The sequence below is a fragment of the Desulfovibrio sp. GTC20076 genome (assembly GCF_055385905.1).
In genome coordinates this window covers 3,043,163-3,061,898 of record NZ_AP039366.1, presented here as the reverse complement: position 1 = coordinate 3,061,898, position 18,736 = coordinate 3,043,163, and the positions used below count along the sequence as shown (strand labels likewise).

Here is an 18,736-nt window from a genome sequence, read left to right as displayed (position 1 = left end):
CAGCGTGTCGCCGTAACGGCGTATGCCCTTCTCCGCAGAAAAACCCGGCAGCCTTGAAGCTGCGGCGTACGCCGGCACGGTCCCGAACGCCGGCACGCCCTGCCGCAGCCGGGGCAGGACATCCGCGGGACGACACGCTTCTCCATAAAGGATCACCGTGAGCAAGGCCTTTTCCCTGCCCGTCTGCCCCTGTAACCCGGCAAGCCTGCCCATTGGTCGCGAACATCCCTGGCTGGCCCCGCTGGCGGGCTACAGCGACCTGCCTTTCAGGCTGCTCTGCCGCCAGTACGGAGCCGCCGTTTGCGTGACGGAAATGGTCAGCGCCAAGGGGCTGGTGTACCAAAGCCCCGGCACCAACGAGCTTCTGGCGAGCCTGCCCGAAGACCAACCGCTTGTTGTACAGCTTTTCGGAGCCGAAGCCCCGTTTCTTTCCCGCGCCGTCAGCCTGCTGCGCGATGCGGGCTACGGCTGGTTTGACCTCAACATGGGCTGTTCTGTGGCAAAAGTGCTGCGTCAGGGCGCGGGAGCGGCCATGCTTGGCGATACAGGCAATATTCTTGAAGTGGCCCGCGGCATGATCGCAGCCGCCGGCCCCGGCCGCGTGGGTTTCAAGCTGCGCCTCGGCCTTGACGACACGCGCCCGGTACTGCCTGACCTGGCCCTGCGGCTTGAAGACGCGGGTGCGGGCTGGCTTGTGCTGCATCCGCGCACGGCCCGTCAGGGTTTTGGCGGCACAGCACAGTGGGAAGCGCTGGCCGACCTTGCCCCGCGCCTGTCCATTCCCCTGCTGGCCAGCGGCGATCTTTTTTCCGCCGCCGAGGGTATGGCCTGCCTCGAACAGACCGGCGCTGCAGGCCTCATGTATGCGCGCGGGGCCATGTACAATCCCGCTATTTTCGCTGATCATGCCGCCCTGTGCGCAGGCGGCCATCCGCAGGCCCATGACGCAGCCTCGCTCAAGGCCATGATTTTGCGCCACATGGAACTTGCACGCCTGCACTGCCCCGGCAAGGCCGCGGTATGGAAGATGCGCAGCGTCGTGCCGCGCTACGTGCGCGCCCTGCCCGGCGCACGGGCCTTGCGGCAGGAACTGTGCCGCTGCTCCACCTGGGAAGAACTGACCGAAGCGCTGGACAGATGCCTGACGGTTTGAGACTCTGGCCGCCTGATACCGGGCAACCGCCCAGATGAGACGCAGGGCCGCGCCTGTAAGCGCGCACGCCCTCCAAGGAGAATATATGAACGTACGCCGTGCCAAAACAGCGGGCTTCTGCATGGGCGTGAGCCTCGCCCTGCAAAAACTCAATACCGCCCTGGAGCGCCGCGCCGGCCAGAGCGCGGGAGCGGGGCGCATATGCACGCTCGGCCCCATTATCCACAACCCGCAGGTACTGGCGGAGTATGAGACCCGTGGTGTGGTCTGCGTCAATGACCCGGCGCAGCTGCGCCAGGATGATGTGGCCGTCATACGCGCGCACGGCATCACCCGGCAGGTGGAACAGGCCGTATGCGCAAGCGGGGCCACCGTGGTGGACGCCACCTGCCCCAAGGTCAAAAAGGCGCAGCTTTCCATCGCCCGCGCCACATCGCAGGGGGCGACCCTGCTGCTTTTCGGCGAAGAAGATCACCCCGAGGTACGCGGCCTCATATCCTACGCCTGCGGCCCGGCCCACGTATTCGGCAATGCCGTAGAACTGGCGGCCCTGCCTCTTGACCCCGCGCAGCCCTACGTGCTGGCTTCGCAGACCACGCAGGACCGCGAAATATTTACTTCTATTCAGGAAAGCCTGAGCCGCGCCCTGGACGACCTCACGATTTTATCCACCATTTGCGATGCCACCCGCGAGCGGCAGGAAGAGGCCAGAAACATTGCCTCATCGGTAGATGTCATGGTAGTCGTTGGTGGACGACAGAGCGGCAATACCCGGCGACTTGCGGATGTGGCCGCACTGAACGGCATCGCCACCTATCATGTGGAGAGCGCCGAAGAGCTTGAACCGAAAAATTTTGCAAATAAACCCCGTGTGGGCCTTACGGCTGGCGCATCTACGCCGAAAAGCCTGATAGACGCCGCCGAAAAGTGGCTTTCTTCGCTATAACGTCCCGCACGCGCGACACGATTTTTGGGAGGCAGCATGTCCCAGACCAATATCCTGCTTGAAGCCGGCACCAATGAGCTGGAAGTGGTAGAATTTTATCTTGACGAATTCGTTCCACCTTCCACCGATGCGCCCCAGACGGACGAAAACGGCCAGCCCGTGGCCCCGGCCTCATACCGGGGGTATTATGGCGTCAACGTAGCCAAGGTGCTGGAGATCATCCGCATGCCCAAGGTTACGGAACTGCCCGAAGTGCAGCACCCCAGTGTACTCGGGGCTTTTAACCTGCGCTCCCGCATCATCCCCCTGGTGGACCTTGCCATGTGGCTCGGCAAAACGCATCCGGCCAATGAAGAGCAGCCCAAAACCATTGTGACGGAATTCAACAATGTCACCACGGCTTTTATGGTATCCGGCGTCAACCGTATCCACCGCATAAGCTGGGAGCAGGTTGAGCCGCCGAACAAATATGTGGCCGCCGTCTCCAACAATACGGTCATCGGCGTGGTCAAGCTTGAAGACCGCATCATTTTTCTGCTGGACCTGGAAAAGGTGGTGGCCAACCTCAATCCCAAGCTGGGCCTGCGCCTGGACGACCTTGGCGAAGACTGGACCAACAAGGGCTACCGTGCCCTTGTGGCTGACGACTCTGCCCTGGTACGCGAAATGCTGCGTGATCTTATGGAAAAAGCAGGCTTTACCGTTGAGGTTGTTTCCAACGGCCGCGCCGCATGGGAACGGCTTGAAGATATCAAGCAGCGCTGTGAAGACAGCGGCAGACCCGTTTCGGACTTTGTGCATGTGATGGTGTCGGACATTGAAATGCCGGTGATGGACGGTCTTAACCTCACCCACCGCATCAAGACCGACCATGTGCTCAACAAGCTGCCCGTGATACTGTTTTCTTCGCTCATCACGGACAAGCTGCGCCACAAGGGCGAAAGCGTGGGCGCGGATGACCAGATATCCAAGCCGGAAGTCACCCAGCTTGCCCGCCGCGCCATGGCCCTTATCAGGGCATGCGAAGAAGAGGCCGCAGCCCGTTAGCGCAATGTGACTGCAAGCTGCGCTGGCGGCTGTGCGGGCAGGCCCCGCCGCAAAGGCGCAAGCGCTTCAGCCGTTACCCGAAGGGTTTATGGCGAAGACAGCAGTGTTGATGATCGCGCTGGCAAACACCGCGGCAGGAGCCTGGCACATCGGGAATATATATTCTCAAATACCGGAGCTGCGGGCGCTGCGCGTCCACCACAACGGCAGGTGTACAAGGGTAGTGCGCACCGGCGGTAACACGTATTTTATTACAATAGCACAATAGCCGGCTCCGCACCCCGCCGGGCCAGCTCGACTCCGCAAGGGGAAAAATGTGAGGCGGAAAAATTCGGCAAAGGCAAGCCATGCCCGCTGCCACGATGTTCTGGCGAGCCTGCCCCGGGGCGGGGGCATCCACATGCCCGCAGACCTCTGGGCCTGCCTGCCGTCAGGTCCGCCGCCATGCCTGCCCGCTGCACCGCCTTCTCCGCACGACCACGGAGAAGATGCCGTCCGCAAAAACGGCGGGCAGACAGGCCGCCTTGCATGGCCGCATGCTGCCTGTTCCGGACAAACCGTGCTTTTTCACCGCGCCCGCGGGGTCCTGGGGCTGGCAGCCTCTCTGTTTCTGCACGCCATTTTTCTGTCGGCCCTGCTGGGCTTATCGTTCCAGGCGGTTCAGAATGCTCCCGGAAACGCCATTGCCGTGTCACTGATGCGCCTTGGCGCTGCCCCGGTTCCTGCCACAGGCACCACCGGGCTTCCTGCGGATGCTCCGCCGCCTCTCGCTGCTCCCGTGCAGCCGGAACCCGCCGCGGCCGAGCGGCAACCCGCAGCGCCCCCGCCGACGGCAGACACCCGGCCCAAAACGGTTTCGCCCCAAAAAACGGCGCTTGCATCCGCCGGCACAAATAAACGCACTACACCTCCATCCGCGCCTGAAAAACACCAATCCGCCACACCGCCCGCAGCCACGCCCGTGCAGGCTTCCACCGGCGGCGCTGCCGCAGACGCTTCAGCCTCCTCCGCCACTGACGCTGCCACAGCGGCAGGCGCTGACAAAGTGTACTCTCCCCGTCAGCTTGACCAGTCCCCCGCCGTGACCAAAGGAGTCAGGCCGGAGTACCCGCCTTCCGCCCGCAGCCGCAAGGTGGAGGGGCGCGTTATCGTGCGCATGGTGGTGGAGACCAACGGGCAGCCCGGACAGTGCAGCATCCACAGCGCCACCCCCCAGGGATATTTTGAAGAAGCCGCCCTGGACGCCGCCCGCCGCATGCGGTTCCGCCCCGGAACCAAAGCCGGTAAAGCCGTCCGCACGCTGGTACTGCTGCCCTTTGACTTCAGTCTCCGCTAAAAAATCTTTCAGGCGTTGACCGTAAACAGATTTGCTGACCGGGGCTTACGCAGCCCCGCGTATTTTCCTGCGCGTACGCAGCAACGCGCCGCTTTGCAAAAAATGCCGCGTCCACACTCCCGGGACAGCGCCGTCATGGGCCGGGTAACACAGATGGCGGCAAGCTGCCCATATTCTGCCGCGGCCCGCGGGTCCCTCCCCGCACAAAAACAGGCCCCGCCGCATTTGCAAAGGCCCGTTGCCGCATGTTATCCTGAAGCCAATAACTTCAGGGGGTACCACATGGCTGTAGTGCTGGGCACAGCCGGACATATCGACCACGGCAAAACCTCTCTGGTGCGCGCGCTCACGGGCATCAACTGCGACCGGCTGGAAGAGGAAAAACGCCGCGGCATCACCATTGAACTGGGCTTCGCCTGGGTGGACATGCCCAGTGGCGAACGTCTGGGTATTGTGGACGTGCCGGGCCACGAACGGTTCGTAAAAAATATGGTTGCCGGGGCTGCCGGGGTGGACTTTGTAATGCTGGTCATCGCGGCGGACGAGGGCGTCATGCCCCAGACCCGAGAACACCTTGAAATATGCTCTCTGCTCGGCATCCGGAACGGCTTTGTGGCCCTGACCAAGACAGACATGGTGGACGCCGACTGGCTTGAAATGGTCACCGAGGATGTGCGTGGTTTTCTGGCCGGAACCTTTCTTGAGGATGCGCCGGTTTTTCCTGTCTCGTCGGCAACGGGTGACGGGGTAGACGCGCTGCGCACCCATATTTTTCAACTGGCTGCCGACCTTCCCGCCCGGCGTCGTGTTGATATCTTCCGCCAGCCCGTGGACCGCGTGTTCAGCATGAAAGGCTACGGCACGGTTATCACGGGCACGGTCATTTCCGGCAGCGTCAAGGTCGGTGATGACCTCCGCTTCATGCCGCCCGGCACTCCCACCAGGGCGCGCGGCCTGCAGCGCCACGGAAAAAGCGTTGACGACGTGCCGGCCGGGCAGCGCTGCGCCACCAACGTTCAGGGGCTGGAGGTCGGTGATATCGAGCGCGGCCAGGTGCTGGCCCATCCCGATGAGCTTTTTCCGGCCCGGCGCTGGCTCATGCGCCTGACCTGCCTTTCCTCATCCCCGCGCGCCCTGCGCCAGCGGGTGGAGATACATTTTCACCACGGCACAAAAGAATGCGCGGCCCGCGTGGTTTTTTGGGACAGGGACAAGTTGGCCCCCGGCGAAACCGCACTGGCGGAAATCCGCTTCAAGGACGAAATGGTGGGTGTTTTCGGCGACCACTGCGTACTGCGCGCCTATTCTCCCCTGCGCACTGTGGCAGGCGGCCTGCTTTTAAGCCCCCTGCCGCCCGACCTGCGCCGCAAGGATCCGGACCTGCAAAACAAGCTGACCCTGCTGGAAAAACTGCCAGTTCTGGACAGAGAGACTGAATCCACCCCTGCCGGCAAGGCCGGGGCAAAAGCACGAGACGAAGCCCGGGCCGCCTTTATTGACACGGTGCTGGCCCTGCGCGGGACCACAGGCGCGGACGAAGCGCGCCTGCGTGTGCTTACGGGCTTTCCGCGGGCAGTGCTCGAATCGGGCCTGCAACTGCTTTCCACACGCGGCGCCGCTTTTTGCTGGGACAAGGAAGGACGCCTCTGGATAGGCAGGCAGGCGTTTGAAAGCCTGCAACAGGCCTGTCTTGAACGTGGGGCGGAACTGCACCACAAAGATCCCCTCAAGCCGGGCTTCACCCGGGGAGCACTATGCTCGGGCTGGAGCAAGGGCCTGCCGCAACGCCTTATCCAGCGCGTGCTGGACACGGCGCTCAAGCAGGGGCATCTTGCTCTTGAAGGCGAAGGATTGCGGCTGGCCGAGCACAAGGTCAGTCTTGCGGCGGATCAGGCGGGCCTGCGGCAGAAGCTGCTGGACGCCCACGCCGGAGCGGGCCTTGCCCCGCCCAACGCCAAGGACGTACTGGAAGAACTGGGCGTCAGCGCCAAGGAGGCCGCCCCCGTGCTGCGCCTTCTCTGCGAAGAAGGCGCGCTGGTCAAGATCAAGGACGGCCTTTACTATCACGGCCCGGCCCTGAACGATATCATGGAGCGTGTGCGCCGCTGGTTCGAGACCAACGACAATCTGGACGTGGGCGGCCTTAAAGAAATACTGGGGCTTTCGCGCAAGTATCTCATTGCCCTTCTGGAATATATGGACAATGAACGTATTACCGTGCGTGTGGGCGACCAGCGCCGCTACCGGGGGCGCTGAACGCCGGGCGGCCCGCAACGCGGAAGTGTCCTTGCCGTACCCCGGCGCAGGACGGACCAGGGCTGTCGCCAACACGGCAGACCTGCACATGACGCTGCGCAAACCCTGCGTAAGGGCGCGCTCCAGCCCCATGCGGGATATGCCCCGGCCGCAAACGGACGGCGCCGGGTGGCCGGTGTCTATCGCATCCGATGGTATCGTGTCAGATGCTATCATGCCAGCACGGCTGCAAGGCCTGCCGCAGACCATCTGAAAACCGCACAAAATATGGGCGACAGCCCCCTGTTTTTATTGCGGTGCATACATAGTGTACGTTAATAATGCTCATTTGCTCATAATACTCACAAGTAAGGAGCGCAGAAATGCCCGAAAAAATTCTGGTAGTGGGCGGTGTAGCCCTTGGTCCCAAGGCCGCGGCCCGTTGCAAGCGTCTCATGCCCGATGCGGAAATCACCCTGGTGGATGAAAACGTTTTCATTTCTTACGGCGGCTGCGGCATACCCTACTACGTCTCCGGCGAAATCCAGAATCTGGACGACCTGCGCTCCACTCCCTATCATACGGTGCGCGATGCCGATTTTTTCCGCGACATGAAGGGCATCACTGTCCGCACCCAGACCCGCGCCACTGCCATTGACCGGACGGCCAAAACCCTTGCCGTCAAAAACGTGGTTACCGGGCAGGAAGAAAAGCTGCCCTATGACAAGCTGGTACTCGCCACGGGTGCGACCCCGCGCGTGCCGCCCGTGGAAGGCAAGGACCTTGAAAATGTCCTCTCCCTCACCCGGCTGGAAGCCGCCGGAGCCATCCGCACAGCCTGCCAGGAAGGCAAAATCACCGAGGCCGTCATTGTGGGCGGCGGCTTTATCGGCCTTGAGGCCGCCGTGGCCCTGGCCGACATGTGGGGCGTCAAGTGCAGCGTGGTGGAAATGGTCGACCAGATACTGCCCGGCGTACTTTCGCATCCCGTGGCCCGCATGGCCGCCCACGACTGCGTGACCCATAACGTGAATGTCTACACCGGAGAAAAAGTCCTGCGCCTTGAAGGCAAGGACGGCAAGGTCTGCAAGGTCGTCACCGACAAACGCGAACTGGAAGCCCAGCTGGTGGTCTTTGCGGCGGGCTTCATCCCCAACGGGCAGCTTGCCGGGGATGCCGGGCTTGACGTGGCCCCCTTCGGCGCCATTGTGGTGGACCGGCACATGCGTACTTCTGACCCTGCCATCTATGCGGGCGGCGACTGCGTTGCCATCAAGAACATCATTACCGGCAAGCTGGGCTACCTGCCGCTGGGCAGCATGGCCAACCGCCAGGGGCGCGTCATCGGCACCAACCTTGCGGGCGGCGATGCCACATTCCCCGGCTATGTCGGCTCCTGGGCCGTGAAGCTCTTTGATCTTTCCTTCTGCGGCGTGGGCCTCACCGTTGAACGCGCCCGCGCAGAAGGTTTTGACGCCTTCAGCGTAAGTGTGGAGCAGTTTGACCACGCCCATTTTTATCCCGAAAAGGCCATGATGACGCTGGAACTTGTGGTAGACAAAGCCACAAGCCGCGTGCTCGGCATGCAGGGCGCCTGCGCTGACGGCGACTCCCTCAAGGCCCGCGTGGATGCCGTGGCTGCCGCGCTGCAGTACTCGCAACCCACGGTGGAAGATATTTCCAACCTTGAGGTGGCCTACGCCCCGCCCTTTGCCTCGGCTATGGATGTGGTCAACGTGGTGGGCAACGTGGCCGACAACGTGCTGGCCGGACGCTTTACCCCGGTGACCGCCGACCAGTTTATGGACATGTGGAAAAACCGCGAAAAAAATAACATGTTTTTCATTGATGCGCGCCCCGCTGCCGCCGGACGCGCCGTGCAGGAAAAACACCCGGACTGGCACGCCATACCGCTTGAAGAAGTGGCTGCCCGCATCAGCGAGGTTCCCAGGGACCGCCCCGTTGCCATCATCTGCAATACGGGCCTGCGCGCATACGACGGCCTGCTTGTGCTGGCCCGCCACGGCATCACCGATGTGGTCAATTCCACCGGCGGCATGCAGGCGGCCATCAAGATGGGCCTGTCGGTCTAGGGCAACTCAAGCTTGAAACTGCCCTGACGGCTGCGCGGGCAGGAGCAAGCGCAATCTGTTTGCGCGGTCAAACGCCGTAACGGGCGTGTACTACACGTTGAAAATATCTGTTCTCAAAATCGAAATACCCTGAAAAACAGATACACAAAAACCGCCGCCGGGTAACCCGGCGGCGGTTTTTCTTGGCTTTCACAATGCAGGGCGGGCAGACCGCGGCGTTTATTCCTGCGTAAAGCGGTGCAGGCGAACGGCCAGCGGCTGCATGCTGCTTCTGTTCATGGCTGCAACCACAAAGGCATAGTCCCTGGCCTGTCCGACAGGCGGGCAGGGACCGCGATAGTGGCGCGTCAGGCCACCTTCAGGTATAACGCCCGAACTGTCATTATCCCACAGGCCGCCGCCAAGGAAAAGCTCCTGGGCGTCGCCGGTGTATTCCACCAGGCGCACATCAAAATAATCCGTACCGTTGGGAGCCTGGAGCACCGTTATTTCAGGCGAAATACGCGAGCAGCGGTGAACGTCGCGCAGGTTTACCGTAAGGGTCATGCCGCTGGGTGCGGCTTCCGGCTCCTTGGTGGAGCAGGCGGGCAACAGCAGGGCCGCGCACAGCGCGGGCATCAGGACGCGCACGGCTTTGCCGAGAATATCAAAACGCATCAGAGCCTCCAAATGACAATTGCTTTATGCGGCTTTTGGAAGCATAACCAATAGTCATGGCGAATACAACAACCACTGGGAGTCGTTTTATGTCTATTCTTGCCGACAGTGTTACCGGCTACCTCGAACACGCATCGTGGATACGCCGCATGTTTGAAGCCGGAGGACATCTCAAGGCGCGTTACGGCGCGGACAAGGTGTATGATTTCAGCCTGGGCAACCCCGACCTGCCCGCCCCGCCCGCTGTGGCCGAAGGTTTGCGCGCCTTTGCCGCGCACGCTCACGAACCGTTTGCTTTCGGCTACATGCCCAACGGCGGCTTTGCCTGGGCCCGGGAAAAACTGGCTGACTACCTGAGCCGCGAGCAGGGCGTAGCCCTGACGGCTGAAGACGTGATTCTGGGCTGCGGCGCGGCTGGCGTACTCAACGCCTTTTTGCGCGCCGTGCTCAATCCCGGCGAAGAAATGCTGGCTTTTGCTCCCTATTTTGTGGAGTACGGCTTTTACGTGTCCAACCACGGTGGCGTCTTCAAGGCCGTGCAAAGCAAAAAAGACACCTTTGCGCCCGATCTGGACGCGCTGGAAGCCGCCATCAACGAAAAAACCCGCGTAGTGCTCATCAACTCGCCCCACAACCCCACGGGCGTAGTCTACAGGCGCAAGGAAATATCGGCCATTGCCGACCTGCTGCTCAACAAGAGCCAGGAATACGGCAAACCGATCTGGCTGGTGGCTGACGAGCCTTACCGCTTTCTGGCCTATGACGGCGTGGAAGTTCCCTCGGTGCTGCCTCTCTATCCTTATGCCATTGCCATCAGCTCTTTTTCAAAAAGCCTTTCCCTGCCGGGTGAACGCCTGGGCTATGCCGCTGTTTCGCCCAAGCTGCCCGCAGAAGAGAAAAAGCTGCTCATGGCCGCCCTTACCCTCACCACCCGAATTCTGGGCTTTGTCAATCCACCCGTGGTTGGTCAGCACATCATGGCCGCGGCCCTGGGCAGCCAGGTGGACCTTGAGGTCTACGCGGCCCGCCGCAAGGCCATGGCCGAGGTGCTTGAGCAGGCAGGCTACGAATTCCAGATGCCTTCGGGAGCCTTTTACTTCTTCCCCAAGGCTCCCGGCGGCGACGACGTGGCCTTTGTAAACGCCCTGCTTGAAGAGCGTGTGCTCGCCGTACCCGGCACCGGCTTCGGCTGCCCGGGCCATTTCCGCCTGGCCTTCTGCGTGGACGAAAGCGTTATCCGCAATGCGGCCGAAGGCTTTGCCAAAGCCCGCGCCACAGTAAAATAATATTGGCGCAAACACCTGTTCCGGCGACAGTGCCGCGCCCTGCTCGGCAAAGGCGTGGCACTGCCTGCCCGACCCGCATACCGGCCGGCACGCGCATACGCACCGCAAGTGCGTGAACCGTCCGCCCCTCACTGAAAGACCAATGAAAACGCCGTGCCAGACGCGCCGGGGCCGGATACAGCAACCGAACCGATGGAGCCTTTATGCCACACAGCATGCAAAACAGCGTATCCCGCCGTTTTCTCTGCGCCTTTGCCCTGCTCACCCTCGTCATGCTTGCGGCATTGCCCGCAGCCGCCCGGGATATAAGCGTGCAGGACGCGGCCGACCTGCTACAGAATCCGCCGCAGGGCCTGATTATTGTAGACGTGCGCACACCCGCCGAATTCCGTGAGGGACATCTGCCCGGCGCGGTGAACATAGATTACTTTGGCGGGCCGTTTGAAGCGCAGATTGCCAACCTGCCCAAGGATGCCCCGGTGCTGCTTTACTGCCGCACCGGCAATCGCTCCGCCGGAGCTTACAAAAGCATGCAAAAGGCGGGGATCGGGAATATTCTGCACATGAACGAAGGCATCAGCATCTGGCAACAGCGCGGACTGCCAGTAGAAAAATAGCTTTCACCAATCTGGCACGCTCTCTGCATTATTGGGGCGGGGAGGAATGTTTTTCCTCCACCGCCCCTATTTTTATGGAGGCCAGCGTGAATTCGTCACTTTATATAGGCGCTACGGGCATGAAGGGCTTGGCGGAGGGCATGAATGTCACCACCAACAACCTCGCCAACGTCAGCACCATCGGCTACAAGCAGCAAGGCATTCTCTTTTCCGATATTTTTTATGCCGAACAGGGCGGTATGGGAAACTGGTGGAATGCGCAGGATAACTCGCGCGTGGCGCTCGGCCAGGTGGGCATGGGCCTTCAGGTCGAATCTGTCCGCACGCTTTTCGGCCAGGGTGCGCTTGAATCCAGCAATACCGTCACAGACATGGCCATCAGTGGTAAAGGCTTTTTTCAGGTGACGGACGGCGTGGACCTCTACTATACCCGCGCCGGAGACTTTCGCCCCGACCGGGAAGGGGTTTTGCGTACGCCCTCGGGCCTGGCCCTCAACGGCTACAAATACAATGCCGACGGAAGCAAGGGCGGCCTGCAGCAGATCACCATAGACAAGTTTGCCACCATGCCCTCAAAAAGCACCACGTCTGTGGATATGCGCTTCAATCTAGGCCTGGAAACGCCGAACAGCACCGATGCGGCCAATCCCTACTTCAGCCTGCTGAACACCTACGACGCCAATGCTTCTCCGCCCCTTTCCAATCTGGCATACGGCTATGCCCAGAGCATCACCCTGTATGGCGAAAACGGCAACCAGCAACAGGCGACCATATACTTTGACGCCGCCCCCAGCGACCGCCCCGGCAGTGTGGTGCAATACCTCATATCCACAGGCAACACGCCGAGGGATGAAAACGGGCTTGCGCCCGGCACAGGCGCGCTGATGACCGGAACCCTCACTTTTGACGCCAAGGGGCAGCTGACCGACATGACGGCCTTTACCCCGTCTGCAGAAGGCAGCAAAGACCTGGCAGACTGGGCCCCCTCTGCCCTGTCGGATGGCGGCCTGCCGCAGATGACGGTCAACGGCGTAGCCACAACGGTGAACCTTGGCATCAGCGCCGCCGGGGGCTGGCAGAACGCACCGGCCAATGCGGCTGCCGTAGGCGCCAGCCAGAATGCCCTGGGCGGCATGGGGCAGGACGCCACCGTGGCCGTTGACGCCACAACCAACTACAAGGGATCGTCGCCCGTCACGCGGCGCAATAACCAGAACGGCTATCCCGAAGGTTTTTTGAGCAATATCAGCATTTCTGCCAACGGAGATGTGGTGGGGCTTTTTTCCAACAACCAGAGCATGGACCTGTGGCAGATCCCCGTATGCCGCTTTACAAGCGAAGACGGCCTGCGGCGCGAAGGGCACAACATGTTCAGCGCCACCGCGGATGCCGGACAGATGGACATGGGTGAGGCCGGAACCGAAAACTACGGCACCATACGCGCGTACAACATTGAAAATTCCAATGTGGATGTAGCCACGGAAATGGCCAACATGATCATTACCCAGCGCGGCTTCCAGTCCAACAGCAAAGTGGTCACCACTGCCGACCAGATGCTGCAGAAGGCCGTGGAACTGAAGCGCTAGGCCGCGCCGCCGGCATAACAGCACACTGTGCCGCCCGTGCCCTGAAAAACAGGATATTCCTTTATCTGAAGCCCAAAGGGGCGCGCAGCCGTGCTACGGCAGCGCGCCCCTTTCCGTGTACCGGACGTGCATTATGCAGAAGCCAGCCTAAAAAACTCCTCGGGCTGCAAAATCACCACCGCATTGCCCTCAAAGGGACCAAAAAGCCCTTCCTCTTCCTGCTGCTTCAGTACCTTGTACAAAGAAACGCGGTGTACCCCAAGCAGGCTTGCCATCTCCTGCCGCGAAATACCCAGGTTCGCCGTAAGGGGGTGACTGTCCGGCTCAAGATGCTGCGCCATAAACTTGCAGACCCGCACGAGCAGGTTATCCACGTACAGGGAAGAAGCCTGGTTGGACAGTATCCGCAGCTTGCGCGACATGGAGAGCAGCAGGTTGGACACAAGGTCAGGCCGCTCCCGGCTGATCACATCAAAGCTCTCTTTTGAAAAACCGTAAACCACGCAATCCGTGGCACACGTGAAAAAACTCTCCAAAGGCATGGGATCCAGAAAGGGCGTTTCGCCGAAAATGCAGCCCTCGTGAATGTACCAGAGAATTTTCTCCATACCTTCAAGGCTTTGATGCGTCAGCCTGACGCGACCTTTCTCTAAAAAATAAAGACGGTTGCGAAACTGCACTTCATGTCCCTTTGCCCAGGCAAAACGTCTGGCAAGATACAGTACCGACCGCCAGGGGGCGTTCATGCCCTTCATTTCTTTAAAGGCCCAGTTGCGACTGCCCTTGACGCCCTCGGCAACCATCTGTTTTTCCACGAAGTTACCTCCCAAAAGCAGCGGCCTTCATACAGCCCGCGCCATCCCGAAAAATTTATTGTGAAAAATGTTGCATACGGAACACGCCCCCAGACACCCTGCCGCTACCCTGATTCTGCAACACACAAAATTTTTATCCACATGGAGAAAAGGCGAACTGCCATTTCGCCTTTTGAAACATCAAGGAGGATACATCATGGGTCATCCGACAATTTACCCCACAGGAGTCACCCTGTTCAAGCCAGAAAAGTGCTGGGGAGGATTCACCATTTTTCAGGCTCAGGAAGTCGGTGCTGTTCTTATGGACATGAATGGCCGCGAGGTCAACGTCTGGAAAGGTGTTCACGGCATGCCAAACAAGATGCTTCCCGGCGGATATCTTGTTACCAGTCGTGGCCGCCGCAGTGGCAAATACAGTGTGCAGGACGGTCTTGACATTGTCCAGACCGACTGGGACGGCAATATTGTCTGGAAATTCGACCGCAACGAATTTATCGAAGATCCCGGCACCGAAGGCCGCTGGATGGCGCGCTATCATCACGACTTTCAGCGCGAAGGCAACCCTGTGGGTTATTTCACGCCCGGCATGGAGCCAAAGGCGCTGGAAGGCAATACCCTGGTGCTCTGCCACCGCAACGTCCGCAATACTGCCATCAGCGACAAGCTCCTGCTGGACGACCTTATTCTTGAAGTCGACTGGAACGGCGAAATCCTCTGGGAGTGGTGCTGCAACGAACACTTTGAAGAAATGGGCTTCAGGGAAGGCCCAAAAAACACCCTTGTGCGCAACCCCAACTACCGGCCCACGCAACCCGAAGGTATGGGCGACTGGATACATATCAACTCAATGTCCGCCCTTGGTCCCAACAAGTGGTACGATGCGGGTGACGAGCGCTTTCACCCCGACAACATCATTGTGGACGGGCGCGAGGCCAACATCATCTTCATCATCAGCAAAAAGACCGGCAAGATCACCTGGAAACTCGGACCGGACTACGACAGCTCGCCGGAACTCAGGGCCATCGGCTGGATCATCGGCCAGCACCATGCCCACATGATCCCCCGCGGACTGCCCGGCGAAGGCAACATCCTTATTTTTGACAACGGCGGATGGGGCGGCTACGACGTGCCCAATCCCGGCGCTCCCACTGGTGTCAAGGCAGCCCTGCGCGACCATTCGCGCGTGCTGGAAATAGACCCCGTGAGCCTCAAGATTGTCTGGCAGTATACGCCCAAAGAGGCGGGCTTTCTTGAGCCGATGGACAGCAACCGTTTCTACAGCCCCTTTATCAGTGGCATGCAGCGCCTGCCCAACGGCAATACCCTCATCACGGAGGGTTCGGACGGTCGCGTTTTCGAGGTCACGCCCGACCATGAAATCGTGTGGGAATTTATCTCGCCGTACTGGGGCAAGCATGTGCCTATGAACATGACCTACCGCGCCTACCGCGTGCCGTATGAATGGGTCCCCCAGGTGGAAAAACCCGTGGAGAGCGCCATTGCGCCCCTGGACGTGGCCACCTTCCGCGTACCCGGCGCAGCCGCGGCCGGAGACCGCGACAAAGAGGTCACCGTGGAAGGCTGCCAGCCCTATGAGGGCAGCAATGCCCTGTGTGTGGCCTCGGTGGAAGACCCCTCCGGCAACTGACCCTCCCTCCACATCCCGCCCCGGTTTGCCGGCCGGGGCGGGGCAAAGTCCGGATACCCCACGAGGACGCCATGCTTGTTAAAACTTCCGACCTTACACCGGCCATGCTGGCAAAATGGGCATTCAGCCTCATACTGCCGCTTGCCGTCTACTTCGTCATGCCCCGCAGCGAAGCCTTCACCGATCCCATGGCGGCATTTCTGGCCGTCACCCTGTGGGCTGTCATCGCCTGGGCTGTGGACAGCATGAACGAAGTGGCCGTAGGCATTGCCCTGCCCATACTGTACACCCTTTTTTGCGGCGTAAGCCAGAAGGTCGTTTACGGCCCGTGGCTTTCCGAAGTACCCATCATTGTCATAGGCGGATTCACGCTCGGCAAGATCATTCAGGAAACAGGCCTCGGCAAGCGCATCGCCCTCACCTGCGTCAAGCTGACAGGCGGCAGCTTTGCCGGAGCCTTGGCAGGCATGACACTGGCGGCAGCCATCATCTCTCCACTGGTTCCTTCCATCATGGGCAAGGCAGCCATCATCTGCGCGGTGGCCCTGTCCCTTTGCGATGCGCTGGACTTCAAGCCCAAAAGCCGCGAGGCCACGGCCGTGGTGCTGGCTGCCTGCCTGGCTGTCGGTTCCACAAAGCTTGCCTACCTCACGGGCGCGGGGGACCTTGTCATGGGCATGGGTCTTGTGGACAAGGTGATGGGAACCCAGACCACATGGATGGAATACGCCAGGTTCAACTTTATTCCGGCCATGCTGTACACGCTCATGTCTCTGAGCCTGGTGCTGCTCGTGCTGCGTACCAACGTCGACAAGGAAAGCCTCTGCCGGGCCGTGCGTGAAAAACATGCGGAACTTGGTGTAATGAGCGATGAGCAGCGCCGCGCCCTGGTGTTGCTGTGCGGCACGCTGGTGCTGCTTTCCACCGACACCCTGCACCATCTGAGCGCCGGAACCGTGCTTGTGCTCGTGACGGCCATATCTTTTTTGCCGGGCGTAAGCCTCATGAACGGCAAGCGCATAAGTGCCATCAATTTCGCGCCGCTCTTCTTCATCATGGGTTGCATGGCCATCGGCAGCACCGGGGGCTTCCTCAAGGTCACCCAATGGCTGGCGGGCCTTGTTCTGCCCCTGTTCAGCGAAACAGGAACAACCCTCGCCACCATCTGCTCGTATGTGGTGGGCGTGGCCATGAACTTTCTGCTTACGCCCCTGGCGGCTACCTCTACCCTTTCGGCCCCCATTACCGAGCTTGGCGTGCAGATGGGCATTGATCCCCGGCTGCTCTATTTCTCCTTCCAGTACGGCCTGGACAACCTGCTCTTCCCCTATGAATACGCGCTGTACCTCTATTTTTACAGCAGCGGCTATATCCGGTTCAAGGACATGCTTGTGGTCATGGCCCTGCGCATGATCCTGGCAGGCATTTTTGTGGCCGTCATCGCCATGCCCTACTGGCGCATGCTCGGCTAGACGGCGGGCAACACATTCTGTCAACAGACATATGGGGATTCTTCCGATGAAAAAACTGACAGGTTTTCTGCTGGCCGCCACTATACTGATGGGTGCGGCCACTCCGGGGCAGGCTGTGGAATTCAAGGTCAGAGGCAGCTGGCAATATGCCTTTGACTACATCCAGGGCGGCAGCTTTATGGGCAAAAACCGGCAGGGACAGCGCGAAATCGGGCAGCAGTGGGCTGCCGTACACCAAAAGAGAGACAATTTCGAGGCCATCCAGCGCCTACACCTGCAATTGCACGCTGTGGCATCTGAAAATCTTTCCGGCACGGTATTTTTTGAAATCGGCGAGCAGCGCTGGGGCATGGCCGCCCAGGGCGGCGCCCTCGGGGCTGACGGCGGCAACATGGTCAAGATCAAGCAGTCCTATCTTGACTGGCGCGTACCCGGCACCGGACTGAAGCTGCGCATGGGCCTGCAAGGCATGAAACTGCCCGGCTTCGCCATGGACAGCCCGGTGCTGCATGACGACCTCGCCGCGCTCAGCGCCGCATGGACCTTCAGCCCCAAGGTGACGGCAAGCGCTGCATGGATGCGCCTGCTTAACGACAACTGGCAGGGCGACGCCAGCCGGCCGGCAAACTTTATTGACAACTTCGACCTTGTTGCCCTTACCGTGCCGGTCACCCTTGACGGCCTGAAATTCACACCCTGGGCCATGGCCGGAGGCATGGGACCCAACAGCCTTATGCCCGCCACCGTTACGGGCATGCCCGGCGGCAGCAAAAAATTCACGCTCAACAATCCCATGGCAAGCACCCAGGGCATTGACGGCCTGCAACTGCGCGACGGCCTGTACCCGGCCGCATTCAGCACAAGGCGCACCGGCCCGTCCATCTGGGATGACGAGTACAGCACCCTCTACTGGGGAGGCATCACCGGAGACTGGACCGCCCTTGACCCCTTCCGCGTGCGCGCCGACTTTGTTTACGGCGGCGTCAAACGGCAGCATGAATACCTCAACCGCCAGGGCTGGTACGGCATGCTTGTTATGGAATACGCCACGGACTGGGGCCTGCCCGGCATCTACGGCTGGTATTTCAGCGGCGATGACGATAACCCCCATAACGGCTCGGAACGCCTGCCCTATATTGCCACCACCAACAATCTGCACAACTCCCTTTCCACCTTCGGCTACAGGGGCAATCCGTCCATGGGCGGAGCCAAGGGGGTGCTCGGCACCAACCCGAGCGGCACCTGGGGCATTGGCGCACGCGTCAAGGATCTGAGCTTTCTTGAAAACCTCCGTCATACCCTGCGCCTGAACTATTTCGGCGGAACAAACAGCCCGGAAATGGCAAAATACATCACCGGCCGCAAGGCAGAGGACGGGGCCGGCCGTCAGATCTACCGCAACAATACGGATTTCAACTCCTTCGGCACCTATCTGACCACCGAAGACAAAGGCATGGAAATCAACCTGGACAGCACGTTCAAGGTTACGGAAAATCTAAATTTCTTTGTCAATCTTGGCTACATACACCTTTGGCTCGATAAAGACGTGTGGGGCCGGTATCAGAACACCTCCGGCGACAGCCTCAATGTTGCCGATGCCTGGAAAGCGTCACTCACGGTCGTTTACTCCTTTTAGACAAACCGCCGGTTGCCGCGGGCAGCCGCGGGGCACCACCCGAAGCTCACACGGGTCGCCTGCTTGTGCAGCAGGCGACCCGTATTTCTTGCAGCCCGGCGGCTTCTTTTCCGCCCATGCACGTGCTCTGTTACAACGTCCGCGGAATAAAAATATCTCATAATAAATGCCATACGCAATTACATATACATTCCATTGCTGAAAGCCAT

The 18,736-nt window shown here is 60.4% G+C and carries 14 protein-coding genes; 12 read left to right on the top strand and 2 right to left on the bottom strand.

Going from position 1 to position 18,736, the window contains the following annotated elements; all coding sequences use genetic code 11:
* Positions 1–157 precede the first annotated feature (157 nt).
* The 6 genes from ACZ495_RS13370 (at position 158) to ACZ495_RS13345 (ending at position 8,810) form a co-directional block, all read left to right on the top strand.
* The gene (locus tag ACZ495_RS13370) at positions 158–1,153 is read left to right on the top strand and encodes a tRNA dihydrouridine synthase (RefSeq protein ID WP_015939087.1); all 996 of its coding nucleotides are present in this window, start codon (positions 158–160) and stop codon (positions 1,151–1,153) included.
* Positions 1,154–1,238: 85 nt separating this feature from the next.
* A complete protein-coding gene (ispH, locus tag ACZ495_RS13365; RefSeq protein ID WP_015939088.1) occupies positions 1,239–2,099 on the top strand; it encodes a 4-hydroxy-3-methylbut-2-enyl diphosphate reductase in 861 nt (286 codons plus the stop codon).
* A 36-nt stretch (positions 2,100–2,135) separates the two neighbouring features.
* Positions 2,136–3,146, top strand: a complete 1,011-nt coding sequence (locus ACZ495_RS13360; protein WP_015939089.1) for a chemotaxis protein — start codon at positions 2,136–2,138, stop codon at positions 3,144–3,146.
* Positions 3,147–3,462: 316 nt separating this feature from the next.
* Complete coding sequence (locus ACZ495_RS13355) at positions 3,463–4,482, top strand: energy transducer TonB (protein WP_464262405.1); 1,020 nt, start codon at positions 3,463–3,465, stop codon at positions 4,480–4,482.
* 282 nt (positions 4,483–4,764) lie between these two features.
* Positions 4,765–6,738 carry a selenocysteine-specific translation elongation factor gene (gene selB, locus ACZ495_RS13350; protein WP_464262404.1) on the top strand — a complete coding sequence of 658 codons (1,974 nt, stop codon included), beginning with the start codon at positions 4,765–4,767 and terminating at the stop codon, positions 6,736–6,738.
* Positions 6,739–7,100: 362 nt separating this feature from the next.
* A complete protein-coding gene (locus tag ACZ495_RS13345; RefSeq protein ID WP_072311094.1) occupies positions 7,101–8,810 on the top strand; it encodes an FAD-dependent oxidoreductase in 1,710 nt (569 codons plus the stop codon).
* 219 nt (positions 8,811–9,029) lie between these two features.
* Here the strand turns inward: ACZ495_RS13345 and ACZ495_RS13340 are convergent, their stop codons facing one another.
* Positions 9,030–9,467 (bottom strand): YbhB/YbcL family Raf kinase inhibitor-like protein, encoded by a 438-nt coding sequence (locus tag ACZ495_RS13340; protein ID WP_015939093.1) that lies wholly within the window; start codon positions 9,465–9,467, stop codon positions 9,030–9,032.
* A gap of 89 nt (positions 9,468–9,556) precedes the next feature.
* Between ACZ495_RS13340 and ACZ495_RS13335 the strand changes: the two genes are divergently transcribed.
* The 3 genes from ACZ495_RS13335 to ACZ495_RS13325 all read left to right on the top strand — a co-directional run bounded on the left by ACZ495_RS13335 (position 9,557) and on the right by ACZ495_RS13325 (position 12,956).
* A complete protein-coding gene (locus tag ACZ495_RS13335; RefSeq protein WP_394027077.1) occupies positions 9,557–10,753 on the top strand; it encodes a pyridoxal phosphate-dependent aminotransferase in 1,197 nt (398 codons plus the stop codon).
* Between the two features lie 203 nt (positions 10,754–10,956).
* Entirely contained in the window at positions 10,957–11,370 is a 414-nt protein-coding gene (locus tag ACZ495_RS13330; RefSeq protein WP_015939095.1) for a rhodanese-like domain-containing protein, read from the top strand.
* An 86-nt stretch (positions 11,371–11,456) separates the two neighbouring features.
* Complete coding sequence (locus tag ACZ495_RS13325) at positions 11,457–12,956, top strand: flagellar hook protein FlgE (RefSeq protein ID WP_015939096.1); 1,500 nt, start codon at positions 11,457–11,459, stop codon at positions 12,954–12,956.
* 131 nt (positions 12,957–13,087) lie between these two features.
* Here the strand turns inward: ACZ495_RS13325 and ACZ495_RS13320 are convergent, their stop codons facing one another.
* The gene (locus tag ACZ495_RS13320; protein ID WP_150083057.1) at positions 13,088–13,771 is read right to left on the bottom strand and encodes a Crp/Fnr family transcriptional regulator; all 684 of its coding nucleotides are present in this window, start codon (positions 13,769–13,771) and stop codon (positions 13,088–13,090) included.
* 196 nt (positions 13,772–13,967) lie between these two features.
* Here ACZ495_RS13320 and ACZ495_RS13315 point away from each other — a divergent pair, with 196 nt between their 5' ends.
* From ACZ495_RS13315 to ACZ495_RS13305, 3 genes are all read left to right on the top strand, one after another.
* Positions 13,968–15,419: an aryl-sulfate sulfotransferase gene (locus ACZ495_RS13315; RefSeq protein ID WP_464262403.1), complete on the top strand. Its 1,452-nt coding sequence runs from the start codon at positions 13,968–13,970 to the stop codon at positions 15,417–15,419.
* Between the two features lie 71 nt (positions 15,420–15,490).
* Entirely contained in the window at positions 15,491–16,891 is a 1,401-nt protein-coding gene (locus ACZ495_RS13310; protein WP_464262402.1) for an SLC13 family permease, read from the top strand.
* 46 nt (positions 16,892–16,937) lie between these two features.
* On the top strand, positions 16,938–18,527 hold the full coding sequence (locus ACZ495_RS13305) for an outer membrane homotrimeric porin (RefSeq protein WP_464262401.1): 1,590 nt from the start codon (positions 16,938–16,940) through the stop codon (positions 18,525–18,527).
* Positions 18,528–18,736 lie beyond the last annotated feature (209 nt).

Coding starts and splice junctions, on each gene's coding strand:
- ACZ495_RS13360 (WP_015939089.1), top strand. CDS start 2,136: ATGTCCCAGACCAATATCCTGCTTGAAGCCGGCACCAATGAGCTGGAA.
- ACZ495_RS13315 (WP_464262403.1), top strand. CDS start 13,968: ATGGGTCATCCGACAATTTACCCCACAGGAGTCACCCTGTTCAAGCCA.
- ispH (WP_015939088.1), top strand. CDS start 1,239: ATGAACGTACGCCGTGCCAAAACAGCGGGCTTCTGCATGGGCGTGAGC.
- ACZ495_RS13345 (WP_072311094.1), top strand. CDS start 7,101: ATGCCCGAAAAAATTCTGGTAGTGGGCGGTGTAGCCCTTGGTCCCAAG.
- ACZ495_RS13330 (WP_015939095.1), top strand. CDS start 10,957: ATGCCACACAGCATGCAAAACAGCGTATCCCGCCGTTTTCTCTGCGCC.
- ACZ495_RS13340 (WP_015939093.1), bottom strand. CDS start 9,467: ATGCGTTTTGATATTCTCGGCAAAGCCGTGCGCGTCCTGATGCCCGCG.
- selB (WP_464262404.1), top strand. CDS start 4,765: ATGGCTGTAGTGCTGGGCACAGCCGGACATATCGACCACGGCAAAACC.
- ACZ495_RS13310 (WP_464262402.1), top strand. CDS start 15,491: ATGCTTGTTAAAACTTCCGACCTTACACCGGCCATGCTGGCAAAATGG.
- ACZ495_RS13335 (WP_394027077.1), top strand. CDS start 9,557: ATGTCTATTCTTGCCGACAGTGTTACCGGCTACCTCGAACACGCATCG.
- ACZ495_RS13305 (WP_464262401.1), top strand. CDS start 16,938: ATGAAAAAACTGACAGGTTTTCTGCTGGCCGCCACTATACTGATGGGT.